The sequence below is a fragment of the Stutzerimonas xanthomarina DSM 18231 genome (assembly GCF_900129835.1).
GTDB lineage: Bacteria > Pseudomonadota > Gammaproteobacteria > Pseudomonadales > Pseudomonadaceae > Stutzerimonas > Stutzerimonas xanthomarina.
Genome location: NZ_FQXA01000008.1, coordinates 119,649 through 133,361, shown reverse-complemented (window position 1 = coordinate 133,361; position 13,713 = coordinate 119,649). Strand labels below are relative to the sequence as shown.

10 protein-coding genes are annotated in these 13,713 nt (G+C 61.8%); 7 read left to right on the top strand and 3 right to left on the bottom strand.

Annotated elements, in window-relative coordinates; genetic code table 11:
* Nucleotides 1-583 precede the first annotated feature (583 nt).
* The 5 genes from ectA to BUE09_RS18650 all read left to right on the top strand — a co-directional run bounded on the left by ectA (nt 584) and on the right by BUE09_RS18650 (nt 5,349).
* Nucleotides 584-1,117 carry a diaminobutyrate acetyltransferase gene (ectA, locus tag BUE09_RS18670; protein WP_073303393.1) on the top strand — a complete coding sequence of 178 codons (534 nt, stop codon included), beginning with the start codon at nt 584-586 and terminating at the stop codon, nt 1,115-1,117.
* Nucleotides 1,114-2,391 carry a diaminobutyrate--2-oxoglutarate transaminase gene (gene ectB / locus BUE09_RS18665; RefSeq protein WP_073303391.1) on the top strand — a complete coding sequence of 426 codons (1,278 nt, stop codon included), beginning with the start codon at nt 1,114-1,116 and terminating at the stop codon, nt 2,389-2,391. The genes ectA and ectB overlap by 4 nt, the downstream gene beginning before the upstream one ends.
* An 11-nt stretch (nt 2,392-2,402) precedes the next feature.
* Nucleotides 2,403-2,798 carry an ectoine synthase gene (locus tag BUE09_RS18660; protein WP_019340533.1) on the top strand — a complete coding sequence of 132 codons (396 nt, stop codon included), beginning with the start codon at nt 2,403-2,405 and terminating at the stop codon, nt 2,796-2,798.
* Between the two features lie 116 nt (nt 2,799-2,914).
* Complete coding sequence (gene thpD / locus BUE09_RS18655; RefSeq protein ID WP_073303497.1) at nt 2,915-3,823, top strand: ectoine hydroxylase; 909 nt, start codon at nt 2,915-2,917, stop codon at nt 3,821-3,823.
* A 98-nt stretch (nt 3,824-3,921) separates the two neighbouring features.
* Nucleotides 3,922-5,349 carry an aspartate kinase gene (locus tag BUE09_RS18650; RefSeq protein WP_073303389.1) on the top strand — a complete coding sequence of 476 codons (1,428 nt, stop codon included), beginning with the start codon at nt 3,922-3,924 and terminating at the stop codon, nt 5,347-5,349.
* Between the two features lie 43 nt (nt 5,350-5,392).
* Here BUE09_RS18650 and BUE09_RS18645 read toward each other — a convergent pair whose 3' ends face one another.
* Nucleotides 5,393-6,202, bottom strand: a complete 810-nt coding sequence (locus tag BUE09_RS18645; protein WP_083380620.1) for a cytochrome c oxidase assembly protein — start codon at nt 6,200-6,202, stop codon at nt 5,393-5,395.
* Nucleotides 6,199-6,669, bottom strand: a complete 471-nt coding sequence (locus tag BUE09_RS18640; protein ID WP_073303493.1) for a DUF2243 domain-containing protein — start codon at nt 6,667-6,669, stop codon at nt 6,199-6,201. Before BUE09_RS18640 ends, BUE09_RS18645 begins: the two co-directional genes overlap by 4 nt.
* A 184-nt stretch (nt 6,670-6,853) precedes the next feature.
* Here BUE09_RS18640 and trhP point away from each other — a divergent pair, with 184 nt between their 5' ends.
* Entirely contained in the window at nt 6,854-8,209 is a 1,356-nt protein-coding gene (trhP, locus tag BUE09_RS18635; protein WP_073303387.1) for a prephenate-dependent tRNA uridine(34) hydroxylase TrhP, read from the top strand.
* Nucleotides 8,210-8,371: 162 nt separating this feature from the next.
* Here the strand turns inward: trhP and BUE09_RS18630 are convergent, their stop codons facing one another.
* A complete protein-coding gene (locus tag BUE09_RS18630) occupies nt 8,372-11,212 on the bottom strand; it encodes a putative bifunctional diguanylate cyclase/phosphodiesterase (RefSeq protein WP_073303385.1) in 2,841 nt (946 codons plus the stop codon).
* A gap of 286 nt (nt 11,213-11,498) precedes the next feature.
* Here BUE09_RS18630 and uvrD point away from each other — a divergent pair, with 286 nt between their 5' ends.
* Nucleotides 11,499-13,688, top strand: a complete 2,190-nt coding sequence (uvrD, locus tag BUE09_RS18625; RefSeq protein ID WP_073303383.1) for a DNA helicase II — start codon at nt 11,499-11,501, stop codon at nt 13,686-13,688.
* Nucleotides 13,689-13,713 lie beyond the last annotated feature (25 nt).

The window sequence follows — 13,713 nt, the reverse complement described above, 5'->3', positions numbered from 1 at the left end:
AGCTGTAACTAACACAGCAAGCAGCTCACAACTAGCAGCTGAACTTTCCAGCGTCGTCGGTAATTGGGCTGCCCAATAAATTTAACCAAATGCGACGAAGTCGCCATCTCCGCGAAGCGAATCGCCGATATCCAACCAAGATATCGGCGACTGAACTTGCCAGTTCTGACCTGCTGATTCAGGGCTTAATCCATCGAGAACTTCGGCAAGTTTTGGCCAGGCAAACGCGGACGTTATCCACAACCGCGCTGGCATTAGCGCAACCCGCGCAAAGCCCTATTCTAAAAGGGCTCCGCTCTGTTGGCTGAGCGTACCGATCTGCTCTTTTGCAGCGCCCTGATCATCTAGCAGAGTCCTCCCAACAACGTGCGCCGACTCGACGCTGATATACGACTGTATATAGGCGCCAGATCGAACCCGATCTTGGCGCTTGGCGAGCAAGTTCAACTTTCGCGATAAACGGCGAACTTCGGAGATATCAGCGCCGATTCAACGCCCATGATCGGCGACTTGGGTTGAGATTAAATTTTTGATGTGTTTATTCTAATAAAGGATTTCAATCAGCAACCCCAAAGGTCTTGTTTTGAGTGTTCCTACCGTAACGCTCCGTCGCCCAACCGACGGCGACGGTTATCCCCTCCATGAGCTGGTAGCGCGCTGCCAACCTCTGGATACCAATTCGGTGTACTGCAACCTTCTGCAATGCTCCGACTTCGCCGACACCTCCATTGCCGCCACAAACGCGGATGGCCAATTGGTAGGCTTCATTTCCGGTTACTGCCCCCCTGCTCGCCCAGACACCCTGTTCGTCTGGCAAGTCGCGGTCGACGCTTCGATGCGCGGTCAGGGTCTGGCGCTGCGCATGCTGATGGCATTGATCGCACGAGTCGCCAGAGAGCAGAGCGTCAGCCAGCTGGAAACAACCATCTCGCCGGACAACGGGGCATCTCAGGCGCTGTTCAAAAAGGCCTTCGCCAAACTTGGCGTGGACTACAGCACCCGCACCCTGTTCTCCCGCGCCGAACATTTCGCCGGCAAGCACGAAGACGAAGTGCTCTACCGCGCCGGCCCGTTCGCCGCACCCCATTCAGAAGAAGAACTAGAGGAAAACGCATGAAAACTTTCGAACTGCACGAATCTGGCGTTCGCAGCTACTGCCGCTCCTTTCCCGTGGTCTTCAAGCAGGCCCGGGGCGCTGAACTCACCACCCGCGAAGGCAAGACGTACATCGACTTTCTTGCCGGTGCCGGCACGCTGAACTACGGCCATAACCATCCGGTACTCAAGCAGGCGCTGCTTGATTACATCGAAGCCGACGGCATCACCCACGGTCTGGACATGTATTCCGAAGCGAAGGAGACCTTTCTCTCCACCTTCGACCGCCTGATCCTCAAGCCGCGCAGCATGAACTACGTCATGCAGTTCACCGGCCCGACCGGCACCAACGCGGTGGAAGCCGCGCTGAAGCTGGCGCGCAAGGTGACCGGCCGCAATAACATCATCAGCTTCACCAACGGCTTCCACGGCTGCAGCATCGGCGCGCTCGCCGCGACCGGCAACAAGCATCACCGTGGCGCCGCCGGCGTTCCGCTGACCGACGTCAGCCGCATGCCCTATGCCAACTATTTCGGTGACAAGGTCAACACCATCGCGATGATGGACAAGCTGCTGACCGATCCGTCCAGCGGTGTCGACAAGCCGGCCGCCGTGATCGTCGAAGTGGTCCAGGGCGAAGGCGGCCTGAACGCCGCGTCCGCTGAGTGGGTCCGCAAGCTGGAAAAGCTCTGCCGCAAGCACGAAATGCTGCTGATCATTGACGACATCCAGGCCGGTTGCGGCCGGACCGGCACCTTCTTCAGCTTCGAAGAGATGGGCATCAAGCCGGACATGATCACCCTGTCCAAGTCGCTGTCGGGCTACGGCCTGCCGTTTGCCATGGTGCTGCTGCGCAAAGAGCTGGACCAGTGGAAGCCGGGCGAACACAACGGCACCTTCCGCGGTAACAACCACGCATTCGTCACGGCGGCTGCCGCCATCGAACACTTCTGGAAGGACGACGAATTCGCCAACAGCGTCAAGGCCAAGGGCAAGCGCATCGCCGACGGCATGCACAAGATTGTCCGCCGCTACGGCCCGGACTCTCTGTTCGTCAAAGGCCGCGGCATGATGATCGGCATCAGCTGCCCGGACGGCGACACCGCCGCCGCCATCTGCCGTCACGCCTTCGAAAATGGCCTGGTCGTTGAAACCAGCGGCGCCCACAGCGAAGTGGTCAAGTGTCTCTGCCCGCTGATCATCAGCGAAGAGCAGATCGACAAGGCCATGAGCATCCTGGACAAGGCCTTCGCCGCCGTGATGTCCGACCAGGACTCCAACCAAGCAGCTTCTTGAGGACCTAACAAATGATCGTACGTACCCTGGCCGAATGCGAGCAGTCCAACCGCAAGATCAAGACCGATACCTGGGACAGCACCCGGATGCTGCTCAAGGACGACAAGATGGGCTTCTCGTTTCACGTGACTACCATCTACGCCAACACCGAGACGCACATCCACTACCAGAACCATCTGGAGTCGGTGTATTGCATGAGCGGTAACGGTGAAATCGAGACCATCGCCGACGGCAAGATCTACAAGATCGAGGCCGGCACGCTGTACATCCTCGACAAGCACGACGAGCACTTGCTCCGTGGCGGCACCGAGGACATGAAGATGGCCTGCGTCTTCAATCCGCCGCTCAACGGCAAGGAAGTTCACGACGAGAGCGGTGTCTACCCGCTGGAGGCCGAAACCGTTTAAGAGGCATGGCGTGATGCGCGGCATCACGCTAACGATGGGTTGTACCCATCCTGCGAGCGACCGTAGGGTGGGTACAACTCGCCAAGCAACCGAAAGGAGACTGTGAAGTGAACCCCGTGCAAGCCGACCTGTACCCTTCGCGCCAGCACGACGAACCCAGCTGGCAGGAGCGTCTGGATCCGGTCGTCTACCGCAATGACCTGGCCAACGCCCCAATCGCCCCGGAACTGATCGAACGCTTCGCGCGTGACGGTTACCTGGTGATCCCCAATCTGTTCAGTGCCGAGGAAGTCGCGGTATTTCGCGAAGAACTCGACCGCATGCGCCAGGACCCGGCCGTTGCCGAATCCGGCAAGACCATCAAGGAACCCGACAGCGGCGCGATCCGCTCGGTGTTCGCCATCCACGCCGACAATCCGCTGTTCGCCCGCGTAGCCTGCGACGAGCGTATCGCGGCCATCGCCAGCTTCATCCTTGGCGGTGACATCTATGTGCACCAGTCGCGGATGAACTTCAAACCCGGCTTTACCGGCAAGGAGTTCTACTGGCATTCGGATTTCGAAACCTGGCACACCGAGGACGGACTGCCGCGCATGCGCACTCTGAGCTGTTCGATCCTGCTGACCGACAACGAGCCGCATAACGGCCCACTGATGTTGGTGCCCGGATCGCACAAGCACTACATCCGCTGCGTCGGCGCGACGCCGGAAAACCACTATGAGAAATCGCTGCGCAAGCAGGAGTTCGGCGTGCCGGATCACGACAGCCTGAGTCAGCTTGCGGACCGCTATGGCATCGATACTGCCACCGGCCCGGCGGGCAGCGTGGTGTTCTTCGATTGCAACACCATGCACGGCTCCAACAGCAACATCACACCCAGCGCGCGCAGCAATCTGTTTTATGTCTACAACCACGTAGATAATGCCGCTCAGGCGCCCTTCTGCGGCCTCTCGCCACGCCCGGCCTTCGTCGCCGAGCGTGAGCATTTCGAACCGCTGCAGATCCAGAAACAGAAGTATCTCTGACGTACCCGATCAGGCCCGCATACGGGGCCTGATCTTTGTTGGCGGCCGAGAGGCGGCCCAGGGATGAAAATTCACCCCCAAGACGGGAAGATGAATCGATGCATACCGTAGAAAAGATCGGCGGCACATCCATGAGCCGCTTCGAAGAACTGCTCAACAACATCTTTATTGGCCATCGCACGGGCGACGAGCTCTATCAGCGCGTCTTCGTCGTATCGGCCTACAGCGGCATGACCAATCTGCTGCTGGAACACAAGAAGACCGGAGAACCGGGCGTCTACCAGCGCTTCGCCGATGCCCGCAGTGAGGGCGCCTGGCTCGACGCGCTGGAAACCGTGCGTACACGCATGCTCGATAAGAATGCCGAGCTGTTCGGCGAGTTCGAGCTGCGCGCTGCCAACCAGTTCATCAACTCGCGCATCGACGATGCCCGCGAATGCATGAGCAGCCTGCAACGCCTCTGCGCCTATGGCCATTTCCAGCTCGACGAGCACCTGATGAAAGTGCGCGAGATGCTCGCCTCCCTCGGCGAGGCGCACTCAGCCTTCAACTCGGTGCTGGCGCTCAAGCATCGCGGCATCAATGCGAAGATGGTCGACCTCACCGGCTGGCACCGCGACGCGCCGCTGCCCTTCGACGAGATGGTGCGCCACAGCTTCGAAGAGGTGGACCTGTCCCGCGAATTGGTCGTCGCCACCGGCTACACGCATTGCAGCGAAGGCCTGATGAACACCTTCGACCGCGGCTACAGCGAGATCACCTTCGCCCAGATTGCTGCTGCCACCGGCGCCCGCGAGGCGATCATCCACAAGGAATTCCACCTCTCCTCCGCCGACCCGAACCTGGTAGGCGCGGACAAAGTGGTCACCATTGGCCGCACCAACTATGACGTTGCAGACCAGCTATCCAATCTGGGCATGGAAGCGATTCATCCGCGTGCGGCCAAAACGCTGCGCCGTGCCGGCATCGAACTGCGCATCAAAAACGCCTTCGAACCCGAGCACGCCGGCACCCTCATCAGCCAGGACTACAAGAGCGAGCGGCCCTGCGTCGAGATCATCGCCGGGCGCAAGGACGTCTTCGGCATCGAGGTGTTCGATCAGGACATGCTCGGGGACGTCGCCTACGACATCGAGATCAGCAAGTTGCTCAAGCAGCTGCGTCTCTATGTAGTGAACAAGGACTCCGATGCCAACAGCATCACCTACTACGCCTCGGGCTCGCGCAAGCTGATCAACCGCGCCGCGCGGCTGATCGAGGAAAAGTACCCGGCTGCGGAAGTGACCGTGCACAACGTCGCCATCGTCTCGGCGATCGGCTCGGACCTCAAGGTCAAGGGCATCCTCGCCAAGACCGTGGCCGCGCTGGCCGGTGCCGGCATCAGCATCCAGGCTGTGCATCAGTCGATCCGTCAGGTGGAGATGCAGTGCGTCGTTAACGAGGAAGACTACGACGACGCCGTCGCAGCTCTGCACCGCGCACTGATCGAGCCGGAAAACCACGGTGACGTGATCGCCGCGGCATAACCACTCCGCGCCATCGCAACACCCCCGCCGGATCTGGCTCGCGCTAGGTCCGGTGGTTTGCTGTCAACCAGTCGCCGGCCGGCTCGGACAGCTTGCGGCGCCGATACCAGCCGGCGAAGAACACCAGCGCCAGGATTAGCTCGGCCAGGTCACCACCGTAGTACATCAGCTGCGCCGCCGCCTCGATCTCCGCCAGTTCAAGGCCGGCGTCGCGGGGAAATCCATAGGCATACATCAACTTGCCGAGCACCGCGTGAGCGGCGATAGCCGCGAACAGCACGAGCAATCGCAAACGCATCCCCGGCCGGTGGGGTGCCGGATCCGGTCCGGCAATGGACCAGCTGAACAAGTAACCGGCAAGCACGAAGTGCAGGTGCAACCAGATGTGCAGCAAGGGCTCACTGAAGCTCAGCTGAAACAGCGGCGTCAGGTAGAGCAGGTACAGCGCACCGATATCCAGAAACAATGCCGTGACAGGATGGCTTAGGCAACGCACCGGCACGGTCGCCGCGAAATCGGTGATGCGCCGTGCAGTGGTTACCGGCACGCTGCGCAGCAACAGGGTGCCCGGCGCTCCTAGCATCAGGGCGATGGGCGCGAACATGCCGAGCAACAGGTGCTGGGCCATGTGCCCACGCAGATCCGAGTGCCCCCACTCGACCACTGGCGGCGAGAAGGCCAGTACCAACAGCCCGCACCCAAGGCTGAAACTCACCAACCGCCAGCAATGCCAGACCTTGCCACGCCTGCGCTGTGCGCGGACACCCAGCACATAGGCAAACCACAGCCCTTGGGTCAGCAGCACCAGCATGAAGGTCCCGGCGAGCGTCAGCAGATGAGCGTCATGACTCACAGGCCGCTTACCTTACCCTGCCGCAGCCTGCCGCCAACCCTGCGCCAGATAAAGAACCCCACCACCAGCAGCAATACGCCGAAGCCATTCCAGGCCAGGTCGTAGAGCCAGAGATCGTCGACGTAGCGCACCTGATGCAAACGCAGCACCTTGTGATCGACAATGCCGTCGAACAGCTGGAAGCCCCCGGCTCCGAACAACAGCCCCGCCCAGGCATGCCAGCGCGATACCGCTTGATGACGACTCAGCCGAACGAACAGGTAAAACCCGGCCGCCAGCATCAGCAGCTCAGCCGAGTGCAACAGGCCATCGGACAAGAGCGCGATAGCAGGCGTTGAACGGTCGAAAAAATGGTGCCAGGCAAGGATTTGGTGAAAGACGATCTCATCAATCGCCGCCATCAGACCAATCCCAAGAAAGCATGTCGCGGTCAGGCTGCCTCTGGCATCGGCATTGTTAGCGCTCACGATGGCCTCCGGTGGTAACGGGCAGGCCTGCATCGGAACTCGGTGCGCTCGGCTCAAGCCCTGTCTAAAAGTGACTGGGGTCCGCCGCAGGAGTTCGCGATGCACTTGATCTGGCGCGGCGAAAAGCGCCAGGCAACTCGGTAGGATCCGCACTCTTCTTGTCGGTATACAGAGCCACCGCACCATGACCCACCCTCGCACCGAATTGCTGTCGCCCGCTGGCACCCTGAAATCCATGCGCTACGCCTTTGCCTACGGCGCCGACGCGGTCTATGCCGGGCAGCCACGCTACAGCCTGCGCGTGCGCAACAACGAGTTCGATCACGCCAATCTGCGTCTGGGCATCGATGAAGCGCACGCCCTGGGCAAGCGGTTCTACGTGGTGGTCAACATCGCGCCACACAACGCCAAGCTGCGCACCTTCATCAAGGACCTGGAACCGGTGGTCGCGATGGGCCCGGACGCGCTGATCATGTCCGATCCCGGCCTGATCATGCTGGTTCGCCAGCATTTTCCGGAAATGACCATTCACCTGTCGGTACAGGCCAACGCGGTGAACTGGGCCAGCGTCGAGTTCTGGCGCCAGCAGGGCCTGACCCGCGCCATCCTCTCGCGCGAGCTGTCGCTGGAAGAGATCGGCGACATTCGTGAAAAGGTGCCGGGCATGGAGCTGGAGGTCTTCGTCCACGGCGCGCTGTGCATGGCCTATTCCGGGCGCTGCCTGCTCTCGGGCTACATCAACAAGCGCGACCCCAACCAGGGTTCCTGCACCAATGCCTGCCGCTGGGAATACAAGGCTCACGAAGGCAAGGAAGACGAACTGGGCAACATCGTGCAGCAGTACCAGCCGATCCCGGTACAGCAAATCGAGCCCACCCTGGGTGCCGGCGCGCCGACCGATCAGGTATTCCTCCTCGAAGACAGCAGCCGTCCCGGCGAAATGATGGAAGCCTTCGAGGACGAGCACGGCACCTACATCATGAATTCCAAGGACTTGCGCGCCGTCCAGCATGTCGAGCGGCTGGTGCAGATGGGCGTGCATTCGCTGAAGATCGAAGGCCGGACCAAGTCGCACTACTACGTGGCGCGCACCGCCCAGGTCTACCGCAAGGCCATCGACGACGCAGTCGCCGGCAGACCCTTCGACAAGTCACTGATGGACACCTTGGAATCCCTCGCCCACCGCGGCTATACCGAAGGCTTCCTGCGTCGCCATGTGCACGACGAGTACCAGAATTACGAGCGTGGCTTCTCACTGTCGGACCGCCAGCAGTTCGTCGGTGAACTGACCGGTGAGCGGCGCAACGGCCTGGCCGAAGTGATCGTCAAAAATCGCTTCGCTGTCGGCGACCGCCTGGAGTTGATGACGCCGCAAGGCAACCTGAACTTCCGCCTGGACGCGCTGGAGAACAAGCGCGGCGAACGTGCCGAAGTGGCGCCTGGCGACGGCCACGTGCTCTATGTGCCAGTGCCGGAAAGCGTCGATTTGCAGCATGCGCTGCTGATGCGCGAGCTGGACGGCGGCACCACCCGCGGCTAGCCGCCAGCACGACGCGCCGGCTGAAGTCCCGCTCCGCCGCGTGGCGGGTTTCGCCGCGACAGCCGTAGGGTGGGCTTCAGCCCACCAGCAGTCGAAGTACCGCAGAGACAAGCGGTGAGCTGAAGCCCACCCTACGAGCCGCAAAGCCCAGCCCCCACACCATCAAACCAAGAGTTTGGCGAATTCCTCAGGCGGCACCGGCCGGCTGATCAGGTAGCCCTGCATCTCGTCGCAGTCGTGCGCCTTGAGGAAGTCCGCCTGGGCCTGGGTTTCGACGCCCTCGGCGACAACCTTCAGCTCCAGGCTATGGACCATGGCGATGATGGCCCGGACGATGGCCGAATCTTCGCCGACCTGATCCAGCTCGGAGATGAACGAACGGTCAATCTTCACATAGTCCACCGGGAAGCGTTTGAGGTAGCTGAGTGAGGAATAGCCGGTACCGAAGTCGTCGATGGCCAGCTTCACGCCGAGCGCGCGCAGTTGGCGGCTGATGCTGATGGCATTGTCGATGTCATCGAGCAGCTGGCTTTCGGTCAGCTCCAGTTCGAGCCGGTCGGCTGGCAGCCCGGTCTCCTCCAGCACCTGGCGCACCAGGCTGACGAAGTTGCCCTGACGCAACTGCTTGACCGACAGGTTCACCGAGACCCGAATTGCGGCCAGCCCGTCGAGTTGCCACTGGCGCGCCTGCCGACAGGCCTCGCGCAGGACGAACTCGCCGAGGGCAATGATCAGCCCGGTTTCCTCCGCCAGCGGAATGAAAAAGCCCGGCGCAATGAGGCCTTTCTGTGGATGCCGCCAGCGCACCAGCGCTTCGGCCGCATCCAGGCCATCTTCCGCCACGCTCAATCGCGGTTGGTAGAACACTTCCAGCTGCCCTTCCTCGATGGCGCGACGCAGCTGGTTTTCCAGCTTGAGATTTTCCAGGCTCGACACCTGCAAGCGCTCGGTGAAAAACTGCAGGGTGTTGCCGCCCAGATGCTTGGCATGCTGCATGGCCATGTTGGCCTGCAGCAGCAGCGAGGTCGCCTCACGCGAATTGTCCGGCATCAGGCTGACACCGATGGACGCGCTGATGACCAGCTCCTGGTCGTCGATCTGAATGGGTTTGCTGATGCGCGACAGCAAACGGCTACCGCTGTGCGCCAGGCTGGCGAGGCTGCCGTGCCCTTCGACCACCACCACGAACTCATCACCGGACAAACGGGCAATGGTATCGGCGTCTGAGAATGTGTGAGACAGACGGCGCGAGACCTCACGCAGCAACCGATCAGCCGCCTCGTGCCCAAGGCTTTCGTTAAGCGTCTTGAAGCGGTCCAAATCGATATAGAAGACCGCGAGCCCGCGATTGCTGCAGCGGCTACGCTCGCAGGCGCTGTGCAGCCGTTCCTTGAGCAAGCTGCGATTGGCCAGCCCGGTGAGCTCGTCGAAGTGGGTCAGGTAGCGCAGCCGTTCCTCGACCTGGCGCCTGACGCTGAGGTCGGAAACGAACGCGACCACATTGGTAACGTTGCCGTGCCGGTCGTGAACCACGCGCATCTGCGCCCATTGCGGGTAGACCTCGCCGTTCTTGCGGGTCTCGATCAGCTCGCCTTGCCAGCTGCCGTGCTGCGCCAGGCTTGCGCGAATCGCCGCATATTGCTGGCGGCTGTCTTCGGAGCTGGCCAGCAGCGCGACGCTGCTGCCGATCAGTTCTTCTCGGCTGAAGCCGGACAGCGTGCAACAGGCCTGATTGACCGCCAGCAGATTGAACTCGGGGTCCATGATCGCCATGCCTTCGCCTGCCGCCTCGAACACTGTCGCGGCCAACCGCAATTGCTCGGCCTGACGATGGCTCTCACTGATGTCTCGCCGGGTGCCAATCATGCGCAGGGCCCGACCGTTGGCATCACGCTCGGTGACACGCCCACGGTCTTCGATCCATACGGAGCTACCGTCGCTCAGCATCGCTCGGTATTGCACGGCATAGCTATCGGTCCTGCCCTTCAGATGATCGATCATCACCTGCCGGACACGTCGGCCATCCTCGGGATGCACTTCAGGACGCCGCTGGTCGGCCAGCCGCAGCCGATCGCTCTGGCCAACCCCGAAAATGACATCCATCCGCGAGTGATGGACCTCATCATTGGCCATGTCCCAGTCCCACATGCCCAGCTCACTGGCTTCCAGAGCCAGACTCAAACGAGCCTCGCTCTCACGCAGCGCCGCAGTGCGCTCGATCACGCGCCGTTCGAGCCCACCGAAAGCCTCTCGCAGCCGGCCCTCGGCGTGGCGGCGCTGTTCGATTTCCCGGCCCAGCTCGCCATTCAGTTCGAGGGCCTCACCACGCATGCTTTCCAGCCATCGAATCAGCAGCTGATTGTGCAGGCGCTGGGCCAGACTGGCGGTCACCAGCTTATTCATCTGCCAGGCGATCATGCTCAGCGTCAGCAACACGATCGCCGCCAACACGCCCCACCCCTGCAGCTGAGGCTCGCCGCTGCCCAGCAGCACTGCCGCCGGAGGAAGCAGCCCGGGAATGGCCAAAGCGCCAAACGCGCGGAGCGATACGCCGCAGGCCACACAACCAGCGAAGAACACCGAGGCAAGCGAGCCAAGCAGTACCGTTTGCTGCAGAAATTCGCCGTACAGCGCCAGCTCGATAGCGGCGTAGCCGAGCGTCACGCCGCTGGCAACACTTGCCAGCAGAAAGGAGCGATACCAGCGGGAATGTTGCTGTTCCAACGCGCTGGCTTTGGCAAAGCTGCGTGTCTGCTGCAGCCTCAGGAGAACGAGCGCAAAGGTCGCACCTGACCAGACCGCCAACTGCAGCTTCGGCCCTTCCGTCCAGAGCACGGCGGGAAACACCAGGCTGGTGATCATCATCAGCAGCAGCGCAAGCCGTGAGCCCTGATAGAGCAGCCGCGTACGCTCGGTCAGCTGATCGGTCTCGGCATGGTTGAAAGCGGCGTGGTCCTCCATGGCCATTGACGCCGACGGATTGGCTTGTGCGGAATCGATCATCGGGTTGTTCTTGTATTGGGCGTTTGGAGCGGTAGGCGTTGCACTGTGGCACGCCCCGATAATGGCACGATGCTGGCGCCCGGTCATCGTCTGTCCGACCAAAGACCGTGGTTGACGATACGCCGGTATCGATCAGATGGATATTCGAGGCCCAGTGACCGACGCCCGGCGCCGGCGATGCACGACTTCTGCGCTTGTCCAGGCAAGCTGTGCACCCGCCCCGGCCCCACTGGCGTCTATCCGTTGCACGAGCGGGTCGGGCAGATTTCCGGCTAGAATGGCGCCCATGCATGACGATCTCTCCTTTCTCCTGAACTCCCTCAACGATGCCCAGCGCCAGGCCGTGGCCGCGCCGCTGGGTCGTCAATTGGTCCTCGCTGGTGCCGGCTCGGGCAAGACCCGCGTGCTGGTGCATCGTATCGCCTGGCTGCACCAGGTTGAGCGCGCCTCGCTGCATTCGATCTTGTCGGTAACCTTTACCAACAAGGCCGCGGCCGAGATGCGCCAGCGCATCGAGCAGCTGATGAAGGTCAACCCGCAAGGCATGTGGGTCGGCACCTTCCACGGCCTAGCGCACCGCTTGCTGCGTGCCCATTGGCAGGAAGCGAAGCTGGCGCAGAACTTCCAGATCCTCGACTCCGACGATCAGCAGCGCCTGGTCAAGCGCGTGATCCGTGAGCTCGGCCTCGACGAGCAGCGCTGGCCGGCGCGCCAGGCGCAGTGGTGGATCAACGGGCAAAAGGACGAAGGTCTGCGGCCCAAGCACATCCAGCCCAGCGGCGACCTGTTCCTGGCGACCATGCTGAGCATCTACCAGGCCTATGAAGAGGCCTGCGCCCGCGCTGGGGTCATCGACTTTTCCGAGCTATTGCTGCGCGCGCTGGATCTGTGGCGCGACAACCCGGGTCTGCTCGACCACTACCAGCGCCGCTTCCGCCATATCCTGGTAGACGAATTCCAGGACACCAACGCCGTGCAGTACGCCTGGCTGCGCCTCTTGGCCAAGGGCGGCGACAGCCTGATGGTGGTGGGTGACGACGATCAGTCGATTTACGGCTGGCGCGGCGCGCGGGTGGAGAACCTGCATCAGTTCAGCGAAGACTTCCAGGACGCCGAAACCATCCGTCTGGAACAGAACTACCGCTCCACCGCCTGCATCCTCAAGGCCGCCAACGCGCTGATCGCCAACAACCAGGGTCGCCTGGGCAAGGAACTGTGGACCGAAGGCTGCGAGGGCGAGCCGATCAGCCTCTATGCCGCCTTCAACGAACACGACGAAGCGCGCTACGTCGTCGAGAGCATCGAGAAGGCCATTCGCGGCGGCATGAGTCGCAGCGAAATCGCCATCCTATATCGCTCCAACGCCCAGTCTCGCGTCCTCGAAGAAGCCTTGCTGCGCGAACGCATCCCCTACCGCATCTACGGCGGCCAGCGCTTCTTCGAGCGCGCCGAGATCAAGAACGCCATGGCCTACCTGCGCCTGATTCAGGCGCGGGACAATGATGCAGCGCTGGAGCGGGTGATCAACGTGCCGGCGCGCGGCATCGGTGAGAAGACCGTCGAAGCCCTGCGCCAGCTGGCCCGCCAGCAGGAAACCTCGATGTGGGCCGCGCTGCACCAGGCGGTCGGTACCAAAGTGGTGTCAGGCCGCGCAGCCAGTGCACTGAACGGCTTCGTCGAGCTGATCGACACGCTCGCCCTGAAAGTCGAAGGCATGCAGCTGCACAACATGGCGCAGCTGGTCATCGAACAGTCCGGGCTGCTCGCTTACCACCGTGACGAGAAAGGCGAGAAAGCCCAGGCACGGGTGGAAAACCTTGAGGAACTGGTTTCAGCCGCGCGCGCCTTCGACAACTACAGCGAAGATCAGGAAGACGAGCAGACCCCGCTCGCCGCCTTCCTCGATCACGCCTCGCTGGAGGCCGGCGAACAGCAGGCCGGCGACCACGAAGACAGCGTGCAGCTGATGACCCTGCACAGCGCCAAGGGCCTGGAATTCCCACTGGTGTTCCTGGTCGGCATGGAGGAAGGCCTGTTCCCGCACAAGATGAGCCTGGAAGAACCCGGCCGTCTCGAAGAGGAACGCCGCCTGGCCTACGTCGGCATTACCCGTGCCATGCAGCAGCTGATCGTCACCTATGCTGAAACCCGCCGGCTGTACGGCAGCGAGACCTATAACAAGATCTCGCGCTTCATCCGCGAGGTGCCGCCGGCGCTGATCAGCGAAGTGCGCCTGAGCAATACTGTCAGTCGCAGCTTCAATAGCCGCGGCATGAGCGGCGGCTCGCTGTTCGACGGTGCCAGCGTGCCGGAGACGCCGTTCAGCCTCGGTCAGCGCGTGCGTCATTCGCTTTTCGGCGAGGGCACCATCCTGAATTTTGAAGGCTCCGGCGCTCAAGCACGGGTGCAAGTGAATTTCGAAGACGAAGGAAGCAAGTGGTTGATGCTCAGTTATGCCAAACTGGAAGCGCTATGACGTTTACGTCAACCTACACCCATAC

What these genes read in the sequence shown, in the direction of transcription:
- ectB (WP_073303391.1), top strand. Translation starts at nt 1,114, where the DNA reads ATGAAAACTTTCGAACTGCACGAATCTGGCGTTCGCAGCTACTGCCGC.
- BUE09_RS18660 (WP_019340533.1), top strand. Translation starts at nt 2,403, where the DNA reads ATGATCGTACGTACCCTGGCCGAATGCGAGCAGTCCAACCGCAAGATC.
- BUE09_RS18650 (WP_073303389.1), top strand. Translation starts at nt 3,922, where the DNA reads ATGCATACCGTAGAAAAGATCGGCGGCACATCCATGAGCCGCTTCGAA.
- trhP (WP_073303387.1), top strand. Translation starts at nt 6,854, where the DNA reads ATGACCCACCCTCGCACCGAATTGCTGTCGCCCGCTGGCACCCTGAAA.
- BUE09_RS18630 (WP_073303385.1), bottom strand. Translation starts at nt 11,212, where the DNA reads ATGATCGATTCCGCACAAGCCAATCCGTCGGCGTCAATGGCCATGGAG.
- uvrD (WP_073303383.1), top strand. Translation starts at nt 11,499, where the DNA reads ATGCATGACGATCTCTCCTTTCTCCTGAACTCCCTCAACGATGCCCAG.